The organism is Limibacillus sp., assembly GCA_037379885.1.
In the GTDB taxonomy this organism is placed as follows: Bacteria; Pseudomonadota; Alphaproteobacteria; order Kiloniellales; family CECT-8803; genus JARRJC01.
On sequence record JARRJC010000054.1, the window covers coordinates 1 to 20,031 of the forward strand.

Annotated in this window: 19 protein-coding genes; 14 read left to right on the forward strand and 5 right to left on the reverse strand. The window is 65.0% G+C overall.

The features are described from left to right. Nucleotides 1-26 precede the first annotated feature (26 nt). A complete protein-coding gene (locus P8X75_12960; protein ID MEJ1996096.1) occupies nt 27-1,370 on the reverse strand; it encodes a substrate-binding protein in 1,344 nt (447 codons plus the stop codon). 237 nt (nt 1,371-1,607) lie between these two features. Here P8X75_12960 and P8X75_12965 point away from each other — a divergent pair, with 237 nt between their 5' ends. The 10 genes from P8X75_12965 (at nt 1,608) to P8X75_13010 (ending at nt 12,897) form a co-directional block, all read left to right on the forward strand. Then, entirely contained in the window at nt 1,608-2,999 is a 1,392-nt protein-coding gene (locus P8X75_12965) for a short-chain fatty acyl-CoA regulator family protein (GenBank protein ID MEJ1996097.1), read from the forward strand. Nucleotides 3,000-3,123: 124 nt separating this feature from the next. Next, nucleotides 3,124-3,543, forward strand: coding sequence for a response regulator (locus tag P8X75_12970; GenBank protein MEJ1996098.1), 420 nt, complete (start codon nt 3,124-3,126; stop codon nt 3,541-3,543). Nucleotides 3,544-3,567: 24 nt separating this feature from the next. After that, nucleotides 3,568-3,846 (forward strand): hypothetical protein, encoded by a 279-nt coding sequence (locus tag P8X75_12975; protein MEJ1996099.1) that lies wholly within the window; start codon nt 3,568-3,570, stop codon nt 3,844-3,846. A gap of 6 nt (nt 3,847-3,852) precedes the next feature. Further along, nucleotides 3,853-6,576, forward strand: coding sequence for a sensor histidine kinase (locus tag P8X75_12980; protein MEJ1996100.1), 2,724 nt, complete (start codon nt 3,853-3,855; stop codon nt 6,574-6,576). Nucleotides 6,577-6,636: 60 nt separating this feature from the next. Then, a complete protein-coding gene (locus P8X75_12985; protein MEJ1996101.1) occupies nt 6,637-7,497 on the forward strand; it encodes a mechanosensitive ion channel family protein in 861 nt (286 codons plus the stop codon). Nucleotides 7,498-7,585: 88 nt separating this feature from the next. After that, nucleotides 7,586-8,842, forward strand: coding sequence for a D-amino acid dehydrogenase (locus P8X75_12990; protein MEJ1996102.1), 1,257 nt, complete (start codon nt 7,586-7,588; stop codon nt 8,840-8,842). Nucleotides 8,843-8,926: 84 nt separating this feature from the next. Beyond that, the gene (locus tag P8X75_12995; protein MEJ1996103.1) at nt 8,927-9,718 is read left to right on the forward strand and encodes a TauD/TfdA family dioxygenase; all 792 of its coding nucleotides are present in this window, start codon (nt 8,927-8,929) and stop codon (nt 9,716-9,718) included. Nucleotides 9,719-9,727: 9 nt separating this feature from the next. Continuing rightward, nucleotides 9,728-10,177, forward strand: a complete 450-nt coding sequence (locus P8X75_13000) for a GNAT family N-acetyltransferase (protein MEJ1996104.1) — start codon at nt 9,728-9,730, stop codon at nt 10,175-10,177. Between the two features lie 29 nt (nt 10,178-10,206). Next, the gene (locus tag P8X75_13005) at nt 10,207-11,340 is read left to right on the forward strand and encodes a trimethyllysine dioxygenase (protein MEJ1996105.1); all 1,134 of its coding nucleotides are present in this window, start codon (nt 10,207-10,209) and stop codon (nt 11,338-11,340) included. 63 nt (nt 11,341-11,403) lie between these two features. Next, nucleotides 11,404-12,897 carry an inorganic phosphate transporter gene (locus tag P8X75_13010; protein MEJ1996106.1) on the forward strand — a complete coding sequence of 498 codons (1,494 nt, stop codon included), beginning with the start codon at nt 11,404-11,406 and terminating at the stop codon, nt 12,895-12,897. On the opposite strand, the gene P8X75_13015 is transcribed toward P8X75_13010, so the two are convergent. Continuing rightward, a complete protein-coding gene (locus tag P8X75_13015) occupies nt 12,836-13,318 on the reverse strand; it encodes an NUDIX hydrolase (protein ID MEJ1996107.1) in 483 nt (160 codons plus the stop codon). The two genes, P8X75_13010 and P8X75_13015, sit on opposite strands and share 62 nt — an antisense overlap. Before the next feature lie 179 nt (nt 13,319-13,497). Between P8X75_13015 and P8X75_13020 the strand changes: the two genes are divergently transcribed. The 3 genes from P8X75_13020 to P8X75_13030 all read left to right on the forward strand — a co-directional run bounded on the left by P8X75_13020 (nt 13,498) and on the right by P8X75_13030 (nt 15,534). Then, nucleotides 13,498-14,316, forward strand: coding sequence for an HAD family hydrolase (locus P8X75_13020; GenBank protein MEJ1996108.1), 819 nt, complete (start codon nt 13,498-13,500; stop codon nt 14,314-14,316). Further along, complete coding sequence (locus P8X75_13025) at nt 14,313-15,020, forward strand: hypothetical protein (protein MEJ1996109.1); 708 nt, start codon at nt 14,313-14,315, stop codon at nt 15,018-15,020. The genes P8X75_13020 and P8X75_13025 overlap by 4 nt, the downstream gene beginning before the upstream one ends. A gap of 103 nt (nt 15,021-15,123) precedes the next feature. Beyond that, nucleotides 15,124-15,534, forward strand: coding sequence for an OmpA family protein (locus P8X75_13030; GenBank protein ID MEJ1996110.1), 411 nt, complete (start codon nt 15,124-15,126; stop codon nt 15,532-15,534). 5 nt (nt 15,535-15,539) lie between these two features. On the opposite strand, the gene P8X75_13035 is transcribed toward P8X75_13030, so the two are convergent. Further along, a complete protein-coding gene (locus tag P8X75_13035) occupies nt 15,540-17,081 on the reverse strand; it encodes a phospholipase D family protein (GenBank protein MEJ1996111.1) in 1,542 nt (513 codons plus the stop codon). A gap of 96 nt (nt 17,082-17,177) precedes the next feature. Further along, nucleotides 17,178-18,053, reverse strand: coding sequence for an amino acid ABC transporter substrate-binding protein (locus P8X75_13040; GenBank protein MEJ1996112.1), 876 nt, complete (start codon nt 18,051-18,053; stop codon nt 17,178-17,180). Nucleotides 18,054-18,197: 144 nt separating this feature from the next. Between P8X75_13040 and P8X75_13045 the strand changes: the two genes are divergently transcribed. After that, nucleotides 18,198-19,223 (forward strand): NAD(P)H-binding protein, encoded by a 1,026-nt coding sequence (locus P8X75_13045; GenBank protein ID MEJ1996113.1) that lies wholly within the window; start codon nt 18,198-18,200, stop codon nt 19,221-19,223. A 111-nt stretch (nt 19,224-19,334) separates the two neighbouring features. On the opposite strand, the gene P8X75_13050 is transcribed toward P8X75_13045, so the two are convergent. After that, nucleotides 19,335-20,031 (reverse strand): dihydroxyacetone kinase subunit L (locus tag P8X75_13050; GenBank protein ID MEJ1996114.1); only part of this gene is annotated, 697 nt, incomplete at its 5' end.

Sequence of the window (20,031 nt, forward strand, 5' to 3'; positions counted from 1 at the left end):
CCCTCAAAGATCGGCTCTAGGGAGCCTTAGGCGCCCGGGTTGCACTCACCCAGCGAACCGCCCGCGAACATCGGGTGGTCCGGCGCATAAGTCACCTGGGAAGCCGGCGTCACGTCGACGACCTCGAGAAGGTCAAACTCGGACGTCGGGTTGTCCTTGCCCTTCACGACCAGCACGTCCTTGAAGCACTGGTGATCCTCGGCGCGGTAGAGGGTCGGGCCGTTGCCCAGACCGTCGAACTCGAAGCCCTCGAGAGCCTCGACCACGCCGCAGGGGTTGAAGGTGCCGGCACGCTGACAGGCGTCCGCATAGAGCAGAGCCTGGGCGTAGCAGGTGTGCGCCGCCTGGCTGGGCGGGAAGCCGTACTTCTGGCCGAAGGACTTCACGAAAGCCTGAGAGCCCTCGTCCTGCAGCGACCAGTGCCAGTTGGTCGAACCGAAGATGCCCTTCACGTTCTCGCCCGCGCCCTGCGCCATCAGACGCGAGTAGAGCGGAACCACGATCTCGAACTTCTTGCCGTTGACCATCTTGTCGCGCAGACCGAACTGCACGGCCTGGGTCAGAGAGTTGACCATGTCGCGACCGTAGTGGTTCAGGATCAACACGTCGGCATCGGAGTTGAGGACCGGCGTGATGTACTGCGAGAAGTCACCGGCGCCCAGCGGCGTGCGGACCTTGTTGACCGTCTCCCAGCCCACCGCTTCGGTGGCCGCGGCGATCGACTCTTCCTGGGTCCAGCCCCAGGTGTAGTCGGCCGTCAGGTGATAGGCCTTGCGGTCGGAACCGTAGTTCGACTGCAGCACCGGCGCCAGCGCGGCGCCCGACATGTAGGCGTTGAAGAAGTGACGGAAGCCGTTGGCCTTCTTGTCCTTGCCCGTGGTGTCGTTGGAGTGGGTCAGGCCGGCCATGAAGATGACGCCGGCTTCCTGACAGAGACCCTGGACCGCGATGGCCACGCCGGAGGACGAGCCGCCGGTGATCATCACGGCGCCGTCGGCCTCGATCATGCGCTTGGCCGAGGCGCGGGCCGCGTCGGACTTGGTCTGCGTGTCACCCGTGACGTACTCGACCTTCTTGCCGAGAACGCCGTCGCCCTTGAGCTCCTTGGACGAGAAGGTGTTCAGCATGCCGCCGTCGCCTTCGCCGTTGAGGTGCTCAACAGCGAGCTGGTAAGCGCGCAGCTCGTCCGCGCCCTCGTCGGCGTAGGCGCCGGTCTGGGGCACGTTGAAGCCAAGGGTGACGCTCGAGCCGGTCGGCTCGTTCGTGTAGCCCCAAGCGCTCTTGGTGATGATGGTGGGCGCGGCCAGGCCGATGCCGAGCGCGGCACCACCCTTCAACAGCCCACGACGGCTGGTGATAAATTTGTTCATTGGTTTCCTCCCAAAAGGACTTTGGTTTTTTCGCCGGTGCCGGCGGTTGAGCGCCTCACACCGCAAGGTGCGCAGCTTCATGCGCTGCGCGGAATGATGACTGAAGATTGTCAAAGGTTCAATAACTTATTGAAAGACAAGGAAAAACCTGTCAATTATTACACAGTTAATTTTGAGATTGCGTCAAAGATTTACAAAACCGAGCCTCAACCCCCTGAATAAAAAGGGAATTGCCAGATGCAGAAGACAATCGTGGGGACCCGCATCCGCGAGCGCCGCCGGGCCTTGAAGCTCACTCAGGTGGAATTGGCCAAGCGCATCGGCATATCTCCCTCCTATCTCAACCTGATCGAGCACAACAAGCGTGGCATCGCCGGCGGCCTGCTGCGCCGCTCTGCGGAGGCGCTCAATCTCGAAGTCGAGCAGTTGGACGGGGCCAGCGAACGGCGGCTGCTCGAGATCCTTCAGGAGATCGCTCACTCCCCGAGCCTCTCGGCCATCGACGTGGAGGTCGAGAGCGCCGGCGGACTGATCGGCCGCTATCCCGGTTGGGCGCGCGCCTTCGCAGCGCTTGCCAGATCGGAGTATGAAGCGACCAACGCCGCCCGCGCGCTGGCCGACCGCCTGACTCATGACCCCTTCCTGGGCGAGACGGTGCACCGCATGCTGACCCGGATCGCCGCCGTGCGTTCCGCCGCGGAGATTCTCTCCGACTACCCTGACATCGACGCCGCGCAGCGCGCCCGCTTCATCGGCATCGTCAACGACGAGAGCCGCGGGCTCACGGAGATCGCCGAGGCGCTGGCCGCCTACTTCGACAAGCTGGAGGCCACGGACCGGACGCTGACGCCCCTGGACGAGGTGGACGCCCTCTTCGAAGCGCGCAGCAGCCACTTCGAGGAACTGGAGGCCGCCGCCGCCGGCATCCCCCTGGAAAGCGACCCCAATCCCGCGCCAAGACGCCAGAAGGCGCGGGAGTTGAGCGAGGCCCACCTGAGCAGCCTCGTCGATGGAATCATCGAGAACCAGCCCGAGGTCGAAACCGGACAGGCGCGCAAGCGCGCGCGTGAGGCCCTCCTCTCCTACGGCGCCGCGGCCATTCTTGCGCCCATGGACGCCTTTCGGGAACGGGCAGCCGCGCTGCGCTACGACATCGAGGCGTTGAGCGATCACTTCTCGCTCGACATGGAAACGGTTTGCCATCGCCTGACCGCCCTGCCGCGTGGCGAGGATATTCCGCGCTTCGGCTATTTCCGGGCCAATGCCGCGGGTACCATTATCGAGATGCGCGGCCTGCCGAACCTTGTGTCGCCCCGCTACGCCTCGGCCTGCCCGCTCTGGGTTCTCTATCGCGCCCAGCAGTCGCCGGAGGCCGTCATCCGGCAGCGCGCGCTCTTTCCATCAGGCGCGCGTTTCGTGTTCCTCGCCCGCGCCCGCAATACCGGGCTGACAGGGTTCGGCAGGCCCCGGCACTACCTGACCGACATGCTGGCGATCAGCGAAGAGGACGCGCGCCTGACGGTCTACGGACCGGACCCGGGCGTCCCGATTGAGGAGGTCGGACCGGCCTGCCGCATCTGTCCCCGCAAGGCCTGCGGCCACCGGGCCGAGGATCCGCTCGCAGGCTGACCCGCCCCGGCGCTGCCGGGCGCATCCAAGTGGGGGAAGACAGCCGACGCCGCTTTGCCCTAGACTGGCGGACAAAGGCGCCGCGGCAAGACGGACGCCGAGAAGTGGGAGGAACGCCGTCGCTATGGCATATCGCGTGCTGCTGGCCGAGGACGAGCCGAACATTGTTGAGTCGCTTACCTTCCTGTTGGAGCGGGCCGGGTTCGAGGTGAACGCCCTGGGCGACGGCTCCACTGCACTGGAGTTCGCTTTGAGCAAGCAACCGCAGGTGATGATCCTGGACGTCATGCTGCCGGGAATGGACGGCTTCGAGGTACTCCGGCGGCTACGCGCCGACCCGGGAGGCAAGGACCTGCCGGTGATCATGCTGACTGCAAAGGGCCAGCGCGAGGACCGGGAGGCCGCGCTTGAAATCGGCGCCGACGTCTTCATCACCAAGCCCTTTTCGAACGCAGAGGTCATCGGGGCGGTGGGACGGCTATGCGGCGGCCATAGGGACGCCTCCTCAACCTCTTCCTCTTCCTCTTCTTCTTCCACCGCCTGATCCGGGCGTCGGGAGCCGCGCGGCATGCAGAACACCACCGAACAGCCCCTGAAAGCCCGAAAGACGCGTGACCGGGCCATCATCCTGCCTCTCATAGGCCTGCTGCTCCTGGTGCCGCCGATTGGGCAGATCTTCGAGATCCACGTCAGGCTCAATGGCTTGCCCTTCATCTGGCTCTATGTGTTCGCGGTCTGGGCGGCCCTGATCGCCGGCGCCTTCCTGCTCTCCAAACGCCTGGGCGACGAAAGCGACCCGCGTCCGGGCGAACTGCCGGAGCAGGACCATCCGGCGCGGGATGGCTGAGCGGCCATGCCCTCCGTAGATCTCCTCCTGGCGATCTGCCTGGCCTATGTGGCGCTGCTCTTCGCGCTCGCCTTCTTCGTCGATTACCGGTCCCGGCAGGGCAAGCTCGACTGGCTGCGCTCGCCCTGGATCTACACCCTTTCGATATCGGTCTACTGCACGTCCTGGACCTTCTACGGCGCGGTCGGGTCCGCCGCGCGCAATGGCCTGGAGTTCGTCACGATCTATCTGGGGCCGACGCTGGTCTTCGTCGCTTGGTGGTGGCTCTTGCGCAAGCTGGTGCGCATCGGGCGGGTCCACCGCATCACCTCCATCGCCGACTTGATCTCATCGCGCTACGGAAAGTCCGCGGGTCTGGCCGTGCTGGTGACCCTGATCTCGGTGATCGCGATCACCCCCTACATCGCCTTGCAGCTCCAGTCCGTCACCCGCACCTATCAGATCGTCGCCGGCGAGGCGGACGGGACCGCGACCGCTTTTTGGGTGGCGACCGGAATGGCGGTCTTCACCATCCTTTTCGGCACCCGCAACCTGGATGCGAACGAGCGCCACCATGGCGTGGTCGCCGCCATCGCCATGGAAGCCATCGTGAAGTTCGTGGCGCTGGTCGCGGTCGGAATCTTCGCGGTCTACGGATTGGCGGGCGGCTGGAGCGAAATCTTCGCCGATGTGCCCGACGAAGTGATCTACGGCGGTGAATCCGTCTTCTCACCACGCTGGGTGGCGCTGACATTCCTCTCGGCCACCGCGATCATCTGCCTGCCCCGGCAGTTCCAAGTAACGGTGGTGGAGAACGTGGAGGAAAGCCATCTGCGCACGGCCTCCTGGCTCTTCCCGCTATATCTCTTCGGCATGAGCCTCTTCGTCATGCCGATTGCGATTGCCGGACTGAAGTTCCTGCCAGCCGGGTCCAACCCCGATCTCTTCGTGCTGACACTGCCCCTGATGGAGGGCCGGCAGGAGCTGGCGCTGCTCGCCTTCCTGGGCGGCTTCTCCTCGGCGGCCTCCATGGTCATCGTGGCGGCGATCGCGGTCTCGACCATGCTGTCGAACCACATCGTCATGCCGATCGCTCTGCAGTTCCTCGCCGCCCGGCGGGAGGTCAGCGGCGACGTGCGCAGCCTGCTGCTGGTCACGCGGCGCATCTCCATCGCCTTCATCCTGGCTCTCGGGTTCCTCTATTTCCAACTGAGCGGCGGTTCGGACGCCCTGGCCGCGATCGGCCTTATCGCCTTCGTCGGCGTCGCGCAGTTCCTGCCCAGCCTTCTGGGCGGCATCTTCTGGCGGGGGGCGACCAGGGCCGGCGCTCTGGCCGGCATGACGGCGGGCGTGCTGCTCTGGGCCTATACGCTCTTCCTGCCGAGCTTTGCGGCTGATTCCCCGGCGATCAATCAGCTCTTGGTCCAAGGCCCCTGGGGCATTGAGATGCTGCGCCCGCAGGCGCTTTTGGGTTTCGACGGGGGAGACACCCTGATCCACGCACTGATCTGGAGCCTTGGAGCCAATACACTTCTGTTCCTCGCGGTTTCCGGTCTCAGCGACACGCGCCCCCTGGAACGCCTGCAAGGCGCGCTCTTCGTCGACGTCTTCCGGGTGGGCGGCGGCGAGACCCGGCGTTTCGTCGGCGGCTCGGCGACCTCGGAGGACCTCTTCGTCCTGGCGCAGCGGATTCTCGGGCGGGAACCGGCGCGCGATCTCTTCGACGAGATGGCGCGGCAAGCCGGGACGCCCGGGCGCCTGCCGCCGCCCAGTGACTTCGTGATCGCGCGCCTGGAGCGTGAACTCTCCGGCTCGGTCGGGGCCGCTTCCGCACACGCCATGGTCGGGCGCATCGCCGGACGCGAGACCGTCGGCATCACCGAGTTGATCGACATCGCCGACGAGACCCAGCGCCTGATCGAAACCTCGCGCCAGCTGTCGGAGAAATCGACCGAACTGGAACGCGCCGCGCACCAGCTGCGCAATGCGAACGAGCGGCTGCGCAATCTCGATGCCCGGAAGGATGAGTTCTTGAGCCAGGTCAGCCATGAGCTGCGCACGCCCATGACCTCCATCCGCTCCTTCTCGGAAATCCTTCTGGCCGAAGACGCCATCACCGGGGAGGAGAGACAGCGCTTCATCAAGATCATTCAGGAGGAAAGCCTGCGGCTCACCCGTTTGCTCGACGAAATTCTGGACGTTAGCCGTCTTGAAGCCGGCAGCCTGGACCTGCCGCTTGGCAGCGTCGACCCGCTGCGCGCCATCGAAACCGCGATGGACACGGTCTTTGGTCTCGCGCGGCAGAACCGGGTCGCGATGCACTGCGTGACGCTCCCCGGCGACGTCCGGGTGATCGCCAACGAAGACCGCCTGCGCCAGGTGCTGATCAACCTTCTATCGAACGCCGTGAAGTACAACGACGCCGACGAGCCCGAAGTTCTCATCCGCCCCTCCCTGCTGTTCGGGCGGGTCAACATCGACGTGATCGACAACGGGGGCGGCGTTGAACGCAACGAGGCGCTGGCGGTCTTCGAGAAGTTCACGCGCGGCAGCCGCTCCAACCGGGAACACGGCGCCGGCCTGGGGCTTCCGATCAGCAGGGCGATCATGCGGACCATGGGGGGCGACCTGACCATAGAGAACGGCCCGGACAGCTCGACCTTCTTCCGCATCCGCCTGCAACTTGCAGAAGAGTCCGGACGGCAGAGCGCCGATGAGCCGGATAGCGGCGAGCGCCAGGCCGGGGAATAGCCCCGCCACCGGAACCAGCCCTGGACGCGGGCCCGCGCCCTGGGGAATACTGCGCCCAACATGACCCTTGAAGCCCTGATTTCAAACGAAGCTCTGGTCCGCCTGGCGCTGTCGCTCGTCGTCGTGGGATTGATCTTTGCGGTAAGGCGCCTTGCCACCCGTTGGATCCGCGCGGGCGCGGACATCCTGGACGAGGAACAACGCAAGCGGCTCTTTTACCTGCGCAGCGCGCTCAACCTGCTGCTCGCGGTCTCGCTCTTCGTCATCTGGCTCGGCCAGCTTCAGAACCTCGTGCTGTCCCTGACGGCCGTCACGGTGGCCATCGTGATCGCAACCAAGGAGCTGCTGATGTGCCTCAGCGGCTTCCTGGTCAGGACGGGAAGCCGCGCGTTCTCGGTGGGCGACTGGATAGAGGTGAACGGCATCCGCGGGGAGGTCACCGATCACAACCTGCTCTCGACCTCCCTGCTGGAGGTGCACGACCCCGATCACGGGCACCGCTACACAGGGCGCAGCCTGATCATTCCGAACAGCGTTTTCCTGACCAACCCGGTGCGCAACGAGAACTTCGCGCGCAACTACTCGATCCACGATTTTTCGATCACCCTGCCCAAGCCGGCCCTTCCCGGGCCCGCGACCGAATGGTTGCAGGAACGCACGGTCCAGGCCTGCAAGCCCTTCGAGGACGTCTCCCGCCGCTATAACGCCACCATCGACCGCAAATTGGGCGTGGACGTGCCGGGTCCCGAGCCGCGCATCACCGTCAAGACCAGCGATCTCGGTCTGCTGTGCTTCGAAGTCCTGCTGTTCTGCCCCACGCGCGAGGCCTGGGCGCTGGAGCAGGAAGTCACCCTCGCCTTCCTGGAGAAGGTCGCCGAGGGCGCCTTCGACGTTCCAGGGCACGAGGAAGGGCAAAAGTAGCTGCCAGCCGCCTGCATCTGCTAGCGTCTAAAGGGACGGCAACAAGGCAGCGAGGCTCCCACCGTTTTTTCGGGGAGGATGTTCAATCATGAAGGTCATCGTTCTGGGCGCGGGCGTCGTCGGCGTCACCACCGCCTACTATCTCGCCAAACAGGGGGTCGAGGTTCTGGTGCTGGACCGCCAGCCCGGCCCGGGCATGGAAACGAGCTTCGCCAACGCGGGCGAACTTTCCTATGGCATGACCTCACCCTGGGCCGCGCCGGGGATCCCGAAAAAGGCGATCAAGTGGCTCTTCATGCGCCACAGGCCCCTCTTCATCTGGCCGATGATGAGCCCCACCATGTGGAGTTGGGGGGCGCGCATGCTGCTCAACTGCAATGCCGAGGCCTATCGCCGGAACAAGAGCCGCATGGTGCGCATCTCCAACTACAGCCGGGACGCCTTGACCGACCTGATGGCCGAGGTGCCGCTGGAGTTTGACCAGCGGGAAAAGGGAACGCTTCAGCTTTTCCGGCTCGAGAAGCAGGTCGAGGCCTCGAAGGCCGATCAGGAGGTGTTGGCGGAATTCGGGTCCCCCTATGAAGTCTTGGACCGCGAGGGCTGTCTTGCCGCCGAGCCGGGCTTGAAGCATGTCGCCGACAAGTTCGTGGGCGGCCTGCGGCTGACCGCGGACCGCACGGGGGACTGCCGCCTCTTCACCCTTGCCCTGGCCGACAAGGCCGCCGAGCTGGGCGCCGAGTTCCGCTACGGCGTCACCATTGACCGTTTTGCCGTGGAGCAGGGCAAGATCAGCGCGGTCGTGACCGACCGGGGGCACGAAACAGCGGACCGCTACGTCTGTGCGCTCGGCCCCTACGCGCCGACGCTTTTGAAGACCATCGGCATCAATCTGCCGATCTATCCCATCAAGGGCTACTCGATCACCCTGCCGGTCGCCGACCCGGAAGGCGCGCCGCAATCCACCATCATGGACGAGACCCACAAGGTGGCGATCACCCGCCTGGGCGACCGCATCCGGGTCGCCGGACAGGCGGAGATCATCGGCTACAACAAGAAGCTTGGCCGCCACGCGACCGACACGGTGCGCTACGTGGTGAATGATCTCTTTCCCAAGGGCGGCGATCTCTCCAAGGCCGAGGGCTGGACGGGCCTCAGGCCCATGACGCCGGACGGCACGCCGGTGCTGGGTCCGACGCGCTACGACAATCTCTTCTTGAACACGGGCCATGGCACGCTGGGCTTCACCATGTCCTGCGGATCGGGCCGCGCGGTGGCCGATGCGGTCATGGACAAGAAGCCGGAGATCGACTTCGACGGCCTGACGGCGGCGCGCTACGGACAGTAGGGCCGCCGCCGGATTGGTCTACAAAAAGGATCAAGGAAAGACCGTGACGAACGCCTCTTCACCCGAGAACGGCAGGAAGAACCGATGCTGACCGCAAAGCCACTTACAGACTGCATCGGCGTGGAAGTGACCGGCGTGGACCTCTCCGCCCCGCCCTCTCCGGAAGAGGTCGCAAGGCTCAACAGCTTGTTCGTCGAGCATTCGGTGCTGGTGGTCCGGGACCAGAAGCTCTCTGCGCCTGAGATGGTCGAGGCCGTGGCGCTGTTCGGCGAGATATTCGAGCAGCACAACAAGCGCTTTGCCCTGCCCGACTGCCCCCAGATTCACTATCTTTCCAACCAGGATCATTTCGAGGCGAGCGGCAAGCGCTACATCCCGGGCGAGGGCTATCACACCGACCATTCCAACGACCCGAATCCGCCCAAGGCGACGGTCCTCCACGCCGTGGAGCTTCCCGACAGCGGCGGCGACACCCAGTTCGTGGACATGCGGCGCGCATACGACGACCTGCCGGAAGCAACCAAGCAGCGCATCGCCGGGCTGACGGCTGTTCACGTCTACCAGAGCAAGCACAGCGAGCGGAAACTGATGGCGCTCTCCCCCGAACTGCAGGCGAAGATTCCAGCAGCGGTCCGCCATCCCCTGGTGCGCACCCATCCGGAGAGCGGGCGCAAGGCGCTTTATCTGAATCCAATCCGGATCGAGTCCATCGACGGCCTGGAAGAGGCCGAGGCGCTGGAGCTGCTGGGTGCGCTGTTGGAGCACGCGACCCAGGACACCTACCAGTACCGTCATAAATGGCGGCCGGGCGATCTGGTCATGTGGGACAACCGCTGTCTGCTGCTCGGGGTTCCGAATTTCCGGCGCCGGCGCTAAATAGTGTCCATGAAAATTCGTCCTGCGAGAGAAGACGAACTGGGCGCTCTGAGCGAGCTTTGCCTGCGCTCTAAAGCGCTTTGGGGCTACGACAGGGATTTCATGGAACGCTGCAGGGCCGTCTTGACCTTGCACCCGGAGGAACTGCGGACCAGCAGGGTGATGGTGGCCGAACGGGAGGGCGTCGTTATGGGCGTCGTCCAGTTGATGCTGCTGGAGGACAGGGCCGAACTCTATAAGCTCTTCGTCGAACCCGAGGCAAACGGCGAGGGAATCGGCTCAGCCCTCTACGCCTGGGCTGCCGAGACGGCGAAGGCCGAGGGCGCCGCATGCCTCATGATCGAGGCCGATCCGGACGCCGTCCCCTTCTACCGCAGCCGCGGCGCGCGGGCGGAAGGCAGCGTCGCTTCAGAGGTTCAGCCCGACCGCCGGCTTCCCCTGCTGCGCCATCGGCTCTAGGCAAGGGACCCGAGATTGAAGGAGGAGAGATGACGGATTGCAGGATAGCCAGCGTGGCGGCTCTTGAGCAGGAGGTGGAGGTCCATTGGGCCGACGGCGACGGCCCGGTGCGCTTCCCCGCCTTCTGGCTGCGCGATCACTGCCGGGCGGCGCACAGCTATCACCCGGAGACCCAGCAGCGGCAGATCGATACCGTGGCGATCCCGCCTTCCATCGCCGTGCGCGAAGCAAGGGTGAGCGAAGACGGCGCAGCGCTGGAGATCGCCTGGACGACGGAAGAAGCCCTGTCCTGCTTCCCCGCAGGCTTCTTGAAGGCCGTGGCCAACCGGGCATCAGCCAAGACGCTGCCCAGGACCTCTTGGGCGCGGGCTGACTGGGAACAGCAGGACTGGCCCGCCGTCGCCTATGACGCGGTCATGACGGAGGACGCCGCGCTCGCCTCCTGGATCGGGATGCTTGAGCGCTTCGGCTTCGCCTTCGCCGAAGCCTCCCCGGCCACGGCGGATGCCACGGAAGCCTTCGCCAAGCGGATCGCCGGCTATATCCGGCAGAGCATCTTCGGCGGCTTCTGGGGATTCTCCGCCGACCTCGCATACAAGGACACCGCCTACACCTCCATGGCCATCGGCCCCCATACCGACGGCACCTACAGCTTCGATCCGCCCGGCTACCAGATGTTCCACTGCCTGGAGTTCGACGGGCAGGGCGGCGAAAGCACCCTCGTGGACGGGGTCACGATCGCCGAGCGGCTGCGCGCCGAACGGCCCGACCTCTTCAAGGTCCTCTGCGAGGTGGAGGTTCCCGCCCAATACATCGGCGACGGCGTTCACCTGAAGGCCCATCACCGGATCATCGAGCTGGACGAAGACGGAGAGGTCCGGCGCGTCGCCTACAACAACTATGACCGGGCCCCCTTCTTCGCGGGCAAGGACCGGATGACGGCCTTCTACGACGCCATACGGGCCTTCGACGAACTGGCCAACGACCCGGAGATGGAGATCGAGTTCCCGCTGCGTCCCGGCCGCATCCTGGTGTTCGACAACTGGCGGCTGTTGCATGGGCGCCGGGCCTACAGCGGCAAACGCCACCTCGCCGGCGCCTATCTCAACAAGGAGGACATCGAAAGCCGCCTGCGCACGCTTGGGCTGCTGGCCGCTCCATAATTTACATCGCACCGGCGATGTGGGATGACGGGTAAGGGGAGAGCAGCAAATCCTTAGAGCATCGTGACCAGCCAGAAGAAAAATCCGGCCACCCGCTACGTCAACGACCTGCGGCGCTACGGCTTCGGCCAGTCGCAGTACAAGAACTTGAGCAGCATCGTCGTCCCGGTCGGTCTCTCGATCCTGTTCCTCGCCCTGATCGGAATCTTCGTCGCGGGCTCGCAAGACACCTACGGTAAAGACTGGCTCGTCGTCGCTGTCGCCGCAGTGGTCGGCGGCTACATGGCGCTTAACATCGGCGCCAACGATGTCGCCAACAACATGGGACCGGCCGTAGGCGGCCGGGTCCTGACAGTCCTGAGCGCGGTGCTCATCGCCGCCGTCTGCGAGAGTGCGGGCGCGATCCTCGCCGGTGGCGACGTGGTCAAAACGGTGTCGAAGGGCATCATCTCGCCGGGCGGCAGCGTCTCCGTCTCGGAGTTCAGGGACCTGATGTTGAGCGCGCTTCTGGCCGCCGCCCTCTGGATCAACCTGGCGACGATCCTGAGCGCCCCGGTCTCCACCACCCACTCGATCGTCGGCGGCGTCCTGGGCGCCGGGATCGCCGCGGCCGGGGTCGCGCTGATCAATTGGGTGACCATGGCCCAGATCGCGGCGAGTTGGGTGATCTCTCCGCTGTTCGGGGCCCTCTGCGCCGCCGCGGTCCTCTACTTCATCAAGCAGCGCATCTTGAACGTGGAGGACCGCCTCGCCGCCGCCAGGACCTGGGTGCCAGTCCTGATCGCGGCCATGGCCGCCGCCTTCACCGCCTACATGGCCATGAAGGGTTTGAAGAAGATCTGGACCCCCTCGCCCCTCGCCATCCTCGCCTATGCGCTCTCCGCCTTCGCGCTCGCCTATCTCGCATCGAGGCCCTATATCGCCGCGCGGACGCAAGCGCTTCAGAACCGGAAGAAGGACGTCTACAGTCTGTTCAACCTGCCGCTGATCGCCGGAGCGGCCCTTCTGTCCTTTGCCCACGGAGCCAACGACGTCGCCAATGCCGTGGGGCCGCTCGCCGCCATCGTCTCGACGGTGCAGGACCAGAGCCAGATCGCCAGTCAGGTCACCATCCCCCTTTGGGTGATGGCGGTGGGCGCCTTTGGCATCGCGCTGGGTCTAGGTCTTTTCGGACCCAAGCTGATCGGGGTGGTCGGCCAGAAGATCACCCGGCTCAATTCGCCCCGCGCCTTTTGCGTTGCCTTGTCAGCCGCGGTCACGGTGTTGATCGCCACGGCGCTCGGCCTGCCCGTCAGTTCCACCCACATCGCAATCGGCGCCGTCTTCGGCGTCGGCTTCCTGCGCGAGTTCATGGAGAATCCGAACAAGCGGAAGATCCGTCCCGGCCACAAGCTGAACGCGACCTCCGACGACGCCTTCAAGAGCCGCCGCTTCCGGTCCGTCCGCCGGCTGGTGCGCCGCCACTACGCCTACTCCATCGCAGCGGCCTGGGTGATTACTGTGCCGGCGTCAGCGCTTCTTGCTTCGCTGATTTATGCGCTTCTGCGTGCTCTATGATCCAGGGCCGCAACGAGCCGAACAGCTCAAGGACGCTCAGGAAGTCTTCGCGGAAAGCAACGCGGGGCGCGTCTTCCAACAGCGCCCAATGGCGCTGGCGCTTGTCACGCTCCGGCCAGTCGTCCAGTTGCTCGGTCACCAGCAAGGGGTAATAGGTGACGGCCACTTGCAGCTTGCCGTTCTTCGTCTGCTTGGTGACCGGGGCAGTTATGGGGAAGTTCTCCAACACCGGGCCGCGAACCCCCGCCTCTTCGAATCCTTCTCGGGTGCAGGCGTCGAGATGGCTCTCGCCGCTCTCCTGCTTGCCCTTGGGAAGGATCCAGCGCCCCCGCGTCTGCGAGGTAACGAAGAGGATCGCGATTTCTTCTCCGCGCGTGTCGAAGGGAATGATCCCAACCCGGTGCATGCCTGTCCCCGTCACTCACATCAGGCCTTCAGCATAGCCTTTCTTGTGGAGCGCTTCACCCTCTGGCGCGCAGTTCGTTCAACGGAATCGCCAAGCCCGCCGCCTTCTGTTATTCGGTTACGCTGAACCGGTCGGTTTTCGGGTTCATCCCAACAGGCTTGGCGGTCAAAGAAGAATTGGGGGATCTCTCTTCCATGGATACACCTCCATCACGGCCAGGGCGGGCTTCAGGCTCGCGGCAGGCTTCACGGGCGCGGCAGGGGGCGGGCGCCATCAAGGCCGTGCTGTTCGACAAGGACGGCACGCTGATCGACTTTGATTCGACCTGGCGCGGCGCCTTTTTCGAGGTCGCTTTGGAACTGACCCGACAGGACCCGGTTCTCACCCGCGAACTGATGGAGGCGGGCGGCTGGGACGAAGAAAGTCAGAGCTTTCGCGCCGGAAGTCTCTGCGCCGCCGGCACCAGCCTGGAACTGGCCGAACATTGGAGCGGATTGCTCCCCGAAGGGCCGGACCCCGTCCGCATGGCGGAGTGGATGGACCGGCAGTTCGCGCTCGCTGGCAGCACGGGCGTCAAAGCCGTCACGCCCCTGCCCGCGCTCTTCGACGAGCTCGCAAGCAGGGGCCTCCTGCTGGGTGTCGCCACCAGCGATTCAGAGGCGGGCGCGACTGCCTGCCTCAAGAGCCTCGGGGCGCTCGACCGCCTTTCCTTCATCGCCGGATACGACAGCGGCCATGGCGTGAAGCCGTCAGCGGGCATGGCGCTGGCCTTTTGCCGTCATCTGGGTATCAGGCCCTCGCAGATCGCGGTGGTGGGTGACAACCTGCACGATATGGAGATGGGGCGCGCCGCCGGCGCCGGGCTGCTGGTTGGGGTTCTGAGCGGCACGAGCCTTGCCTCGGACCTCGAAGCGTTGGCCGATTGCATTCTGCCGGATATCTCGCACCTGCCGAACGCCCTCGAAGGTCGCGATTCAGGGCGGGACGAAGAAGCGGCCCCGGAAACAGCATGACCCTGGTATTCATGCACATTCCGAAGACGGCCGGGACCAGCTTCCGCAGTGGTCTGGAAGCGCGTTTCCGTGGCGAGATGGCCTGCGACTATCCGCACAGGTATGCCGCCACGCCCTTCATCTTCAAGGAGATCCAGAAGGGCGACGGACCTTTGCCCGCCCGCGTAGAGCGGGTCGCGGAAGGACTGAAGGAGATGGCCCCCAAGGTGCTCTGCGGGCATTTTCCCGCCAGCCGTTACCTGCCGTACTACCCGGCGGAGAACTTCATCACCTTCCTGCGTGCGCCTCTTGCCCGCACCTTCTCGAACTTCAATCACCTGCGGGTCATCGGGGGCATTCAGATGCCCCTGGAGCGCTATGCCCGCGGGCCGGGAGCCAACCTGCAGTCGAAGCTGCTGGAAGGGGCCGACATAGACGCCTTCACTTTGGTGGGCATCACCGAGTTCTATCCCCAATCCCTGGAACTGTTCGAATCCCGCACCGGCATCCGGCTGCCCAACCGCCGCAAGAATGCCGCCGGCTCCTTGATACGGCGCCTGCGCAGGAAGCAGGCGCCGATAGAGTTCACGCCGGAGGTCGAAGCGGTGATCCGCGAACACACCAAGGAAGATGAAGCCCTCTACGAACGCGCCCTGGCCAAGTTCAAAGAAGACTATGAGAAGGAGGCCGGCCGCCCCCTGCCCTCACCCCAGCGGCCATCCTGACACCACTGGACTCCGGACTCTGCGGGATGGCGCTGCGCGCGGCGAGCGCCTACTCTTCTCCCAGGCTGAGGGAGCAGCCGCATAAGAGAGAGAGGGAGAGGACATGAGACTGGCAATCGCTTCATTGCTTCTTTTTGGCCTGAGCATCGCGCCTGCGTTCGCAGCCACCTGCGACGGCGTGAACCAGGGGTCGACATCGGTTTACTTCGATGTCGGCTCCACCACGGTCAAAGACGCCGACCGGCCAAAGCTCGAACGCTTCGCCGAGCGGGCGGTCAACTTCCGCTACGTTTGCATCCTGGGTTTCGCCGACAAGCAGGGCGATCCCGCCGTGAATGAGCGCATTTCAAAACAGCGGGCGGAGACGGTCCGCAAGATCCTGGTTGACCTGGGGGTCAAGCCCGAGGCCATCGCCGTGGAGACCAAGGGCGAAGCCTTCGGGGCGGGAAACCTCTTCGGCCTGGGCAGCGATGCGGAAGAGGATCGCCGGGTCACGGTCACCTTCGGGAACTGATCGTTCTAAAGCTGGTTTTCGATCGGCAACAGGGTCATGAAATCTGACAGAAAGCGCTGCGAGAAGCTCGTGGCGGGGTCGTAGTCGTGCTGTTGGCGAACGCCGTCCCTTTGGGTCCTCCAGATGAGCCCGCCCTCACCGTCGAGCGACAGCGCGTAGCTGTTGTGCGGCGCCACGCCCTCGTCCATGAAAGCGGCCAGTTGCTCCGCCAATTCCGGGCTTTCCGCATAGAGCCCGATCTCCGTATTAAGGTTGGCCGAACGCGGGTCATAGTTGAAGCTGCCGACGAAGATGGCTTCACGGTCGAAGACCGCCGCCTTTGTGTGGAGGGCTGCGCGCGACTTTCCGGAGAGCAAAGTCTGCTGCACCTCCGCTGAGTCCGCCCGGACTTCGTGAAGCTCAACGCCGCTTTCCAGCAAGCGTTCGCGGTAGACCGAGTAGCCGGAATGCGCGGCCACCACATCGTTGGAACTCAACGAATTGGTCAGGACCCGCACGCGCACGCCCCTTTCGGTCAGAGCTGAAAGGGCCGCCGCGCCCTTCTGGCCCGGCACGAAGTAGGCCACCTCGACCAGCAGTTCACGGTCCAGACTCTGAAGCCTTTGGAACAGCGCTGAGACGATCTCACCCTCTTCACGGCCCTCCCGGATGTCTTCCGGATCATCCCAAACGACCTGCGCCGGCGCCCAGACGAACCGGGCGCCGATCTCGGTCATCTCCTGTTCAAGTTCCGCGGCCTCGCTGTAGACGGGATGCGGGTAGCTCTCTTCATCGATCGCAGCCGCCAGACGCTCGCGCGCCTCGGCCAGACTGGGCAGCCCGTCTTCACCCTCCTCGACCAGCGCTGCAATCGGCACCGACCAGTCGGCGTTCCAGAAATAGTCGAAGACCTCGGAGGTGTCGCGCACCACCGGCCCGGCCGCCGCGATATCGAGGTCGCGGAAGTTGGCGTCGGTGGCCACGTCGAAGTAGTGATCGCCGATGTTGCGCCCGCCCAGAATGGCCAAGGCGTTGTCGGCGACCATCATCTTATTGTGCATCCGGTGATTGACGCGCCCGAGATCGCCGAGCAGGTCCAGCATCCTGAAGCCGCGGTTGGCGAAGGGGTTGAAGAGCCTTATCTCGACCTGCGGGTGCTGGTCCAAGGCGGCGACGACGGCATCACGGCCCCCAAGGTTTATGTCGTCCAGGAGCAGGCGAACGCGAACGCCTCTATCGGCTGCCTCCAGCAGAGCATCGGCGAGAATCCGCCCGCTCTGGTCGGCCTCCCAGATATAGTATTGGAGATCCAGGCTCTTCTCCGCGAGTCGGGTCATGGCGATGCGCGCGGTAAAGGCGTTGCGGCCCCGCGGGATCAGCGTCAGGCCTGACGCTCCGGGATTCGCCTCTTCCATGGGCGCGAAGAAGCGCCCCAGGCCCGTTTCATGATAGTCGACGATGGCCGACGAGCCGTCGCGGCTGTAGGTCTCAGGCAGGCTTGTACAGGCCTGAAGCATGAACGGCGAAAGAACCACGACCATCCATGCCCTGCAAAGAAATCCTGGCATTCCCATAACCCCTCTCTCTCCAGGAAGATAGAATAGGTCAGAAGCGCCACAAAGGAAGTATCTCTACCTCCGATCGGCCTAATGTCCTTGCGCCACTTATTCGGGCAGCGCGCCGAAGCGCGCCAGGTAGCGCAGCCCTTCGCTTGGCTGAGCGTTGCCGAAGTTCTTCTCGAAAAGGCTCTTTACGGCCCCGCCCCGGAAGAGACGGGCAAGCGCGCGGTCGACCGCCAGGCGGAACTCGTTATCGCCCCGGGGCAGACCCAGCGCGTAGAGCTCCACGGTGAAGCTGTTCTCCGAGACCATCAGCCGGGTCGGCTCCTGTGACTTGGTGGTCAGGAAGAAAAGGATCGACTGATCGGCGAAATAGGCGTCGATCTGCTTGCTCTCCAAGGCCGCCAAGCCATCCGCATGGTCGGTGACAGCCATCACCGTGGCGGTCACCTGCTGGCGGATCAGCGTATTCTCCAGGGCGGCCTCGGTCGTGGTGCCCCCGCGCACGCCGATGACCTTGCCCTCCAGTTCGGCAAAGCTCTGCGGTCCGTCGGCCCGCAGCAGGACGCTGGCGCCGTCGACGAAGATGGGCGTTGAGAAGTCGATCACTTCCCGGCGGCTGAGTGTTACCGAGGTCGCGCCGCACAGGAGGTCGATCTTCCCCTCCACGATGCTGTCAAACCGGTTCTCCGCCGTCACCTCCACGAACTCGACCGAGAGGCTGCCCACGCCCAGCATCTGGCTGATCTGTCCGGCGACCGCGATGCAGAGATCGACGCTGTAGCCGGCAGTGCGCTCTCCTTCGATGATCGACGAGAAGGGCGCTGCATCCCTGCGCACGCCAAGCCTCACCGTCTTGGTCTCCTTGATCTGCTCCAGCGTCTGCGCCTCTGCGCGCTCCGCGGGGGCTGTGAAGGTCGCAAGAAGTGCAAGGGCGAGAACCGCCGTCATTGCCTTCAAGGTAGTCAGCTTGGGTGTCATGCCTCTCTCCCTCTCCCAATAGAGACTGCGGTGGACGCCTGAGAACGCCCGATGCCCGACGATGAACGGAGCCTTTCGAAAGCGCAAGAGACGGGCACAAAAGCCATAGGGCGCGGCAGAGGCTTTGTTGTAGGATCGGCCTCCATGACCGCGACCTCCCCCGCCTCCAAGCAAGCCTCCCACGACCGCAAGAAGCGCGTCTTTCTCCTGGGCGCCACCGGAACCATCGGGCGGGCGACCGCCTGGGCCCTGGCGGCCCGCGGCCATGAGTTGGTGTGCTTCGTGCGGCCGCAGGCGGCCGGTGGAACCGGGCCCAGCGCCGATCTCGACCTGCCCAAGGGGGCGGAGGTACGCCGCGGCGACGTGACGAGCCTCGAATCTCTGACCGCCGACGGCTTCAAGGGAGAGCCGTTCGACTGCCTCGTTTCCTGCCTCGCCTCGCGCAGCGGCGCGCCCCGCGATGCCTGGGCGATCGATCATGCAGCGCACCTGAAGGCCCTGGCCGTAGCGCAGGACTGTGGTGTCGCCGGCATGGTCCTGCTCTCGGCCATCTGCGTGCAGCGCCCCCGCGTCCAGTTCCAGTTCGCCAAGCTCGCCTTTGAGCGCGCCTTGATGGAGTCCGGCCTCACCTACTCGATCGTGCGGCCCACGGCTTTCTTCAAATCCCTCTCCGGCCAGATAGAGCGCGTCAAGCAGGGCAAGAGCTTCCTGCTGTTCGGCGACGGACGCCTGACCGCTTGCAAGCCCATAAGCGCGGGCGACCTCGCGGAGTACCTCTCGGACTGCCTGGAAAAACCGGAACTTCAGAACAAGATCCTGCCCATCGGCGGCCCCGGAAAGGCGATCACCCCGCTGGAGCAGGGTGAGGAGCTCTTCCGGCTATTGGGGCGCACCCCCAAGTACAGTCACGTTCCCCTGGGGTTGCTGGACTCGATCATCTGGACGCTGGCGGCGCTCGGGAAACTTTCGCCACCCCTGGCCGCCAAAGCCGAACTGGCCCGCATCGGCCGCTACTACGCCAGCGAGTCGATGCTGGTCTTCGATGAGGAAATGGGACGCTATGACCCCGACCTCACCCCCTCCACCGGAAGCGAGACCCTGTTCGACTACTACGAACAGGTCATCAGAGGCGCAGCCAAGAACGAGCGCGTCGATCAAGCCGTCTTCTAAAGCGTACCCCTGAGACCCACGGCATCATCGCGTCCTCGTTGGACCGGGATCAGATCGAAGCCGTCCTGGTTCACCTGCGGATACCGTGAAGCGCCGCTTTACCGCAGAACGTCAGGCTTCCTGTTCGGCGAGGTCGTCGGCCGCCGCAAGCTTCTCGAAGAGCCGCGCCACGGCCTCCGCGCCCGGGTGGTTATGGCCGACGAGGCTTTCCGCGGCGAGGTAGCTTGCGCGGCCTGCGCGGGCACGTGTGATCCCGGCGGTCGCATCGGCGCCTTCGCGCGCGGCCCTGGCCGCGGCCTCCAGGCCCTTGGGAAGCGCATCCAGGGCCGGGGCCAGCGCGTCGATCATGGTGCGGTCGCCGGGACGGGCGCCGCCGACCTGCTGGATCCGGTCAAGACCCGCCTTCAGGGCGCCGATGGTGTCCTGTCCGCTGGCAAGGGCGTCACCGGCGGCGACGAAGAAGATCGCCAGCAGAACGCCGGACGACCCGCCCATGGTCTGGTTCAACTCAAAGCCGACCGCCCGGCAGAGCTGGGTCTGATCGGCCAGCGGCAGACTGTCCAGGGCGTCGATCAAGGCGCGCGACGCCGTGGCGAGCGTGCTTCCGGTATCGCCGTCGCCCGACTTCGCGTCGAGCGCGTTCAGGTCGGCCTCCGCCTCGATGAGGATGCGGCAACAGCGCCAGATGAAGGTGCCCATCTCGTCGTTCTTGGAGGGGATCGGCTTGATCGGCGTCAGCCCATCGGGAAGTCCGAGCACCGCGACCTCGCCCACGGGAAGGCAACCGGGCCAGGCCCAGGGCGCCACC